Source organism: Cellulosimicrobium sp. I38E (genome assembly GCF_001647255.1).
Lineage (GTDB): Bacteria > Actinomycetota > Actinomycetes > Actinomycetales > Cellulomonadaceae > Cellulosimicrobium > Cellulosimicrobium cellulans_E.
Genome location: NZ_LUAZ01000003.1, coordinates 1 through 1,241 on the forward strand (window position 1 = coordinate 1; position 1,241 = coordinate 1,241).

Sequence of the window (1,241 nt, forward strand, 5' to 3'; positions counted from 1 at the left end):
AGCGGGGTGTCGGGGAAGGGGTTGGAGTCGTTGGCGAGCACGGGGACCGTGGTCGGCTTGCCCTGGTGGGCGTCGTCGACGGTGTCCTGGTTGGCGCGCGCGAGGGGTCGGGTGGAGGCCACGACGGTCAGGGTCGCGGTGCCCTCGACCGGGGGGTGCTCGCCGTCGGTGACGGTGATCGGGACCTGCACGACCGAGCCCTTGGGGACCTCGGGGGTGGCCTGGGCGTGCAGGGTGGTGCCCTCGACGGTGACGGTCAGGCCCTGGGCCTGGCCGGTGGCCTTGAAGGTCAGGGGGTCGCCGTCCGGGTCGGTGGCGAAGCGCACGAGGTCGACCGAGGCCTCCTCGCCCGCCGCGACGTCGAGCGTCGGGGTGCCCACGAGCTCCGGGGGGAGGTTCTCCGGCGGCAGCACGGTGACGGGGATCGTCAGCACGTTGGTGTGGCCCTCGGGGTCGTCGGGCCCGGAGCCGTCGGTGACCTCGAACGACACCGCCGCGGGACCCGTGTAGTCGGCGTCGGGGGTGTACACGATCTCGGTCACGGAGGGCACCTCGCGCGAACCTTCGGTCGCCGTGACCTTGTCCTCGGTCGTGAGCCGCGGCGTCCTGCCCTCGACGACGAGCACGTGCTCCGTGATGTCGATCGGCAGGGACTCGCCCGCCAGCACCTCGAGCTGGGTCCCGGGGCGGAGCGTGGGCTTCTGGTCGGTGAGGCCGGGGACCTTGACGAAGGCCTTGGCGGTGAGGCCGTCGATGTCGGTGACGGTGTAGGTCACGACCTGGCGGTTCTCGGTGAGGGTGACGACGAGCTCGCCGGTGTCGGTGACGGTGGTGGTGGTCGCGTCGGTGGTGACGGTGAGCTCGGTCGCGGCGCCGTCGGGGTCCTCGTCGTTGTCCAGGACGGGGACGGTGACCTCGGTCTTGCCCAGGATGTCCTCCACGGGCACGGTGTCGTCGCGCGCGACGGGGGGCAGCAGGGGTGCGTCGGCGGCGACGTTGACGGTCACGGCGCCGGTGGCGCGGGCGCCGTAGGTGTCCTGGACCTGGTAGTAGAAGGTGTAGGCGCCGTCGGCGTCGGGGGAGGTCAGCACGATGCGGTCGACGACGACCTCGGCGTCCAGGTCGTGGGTGTCCTCGATGCCGCCGGGGACCAGGCCGACCTGGTCGCCGTCGGGGTCGGTGTCGTTGGCCAGGGCCGCGACCGAGACCGTGCGCCCGGGCCGGACCGTGATCTCGTCGTC

Annotated in this window: 1 protein-coding gene; it reads right to left on the reverse strand. The window is 72.6% G+C overall.

Going from position 1 to position 1,241, the window contains the following annotated elements; all coding sequences use genetic code 11:
- Window positions 1-1,241: Ig-like domain-containing protein (locus tag A0J59_RS21760; RefSeq protein WP_255364871.1), on the reverse strand; the 1,241-nt coding region annotated here is incomplete at both ends.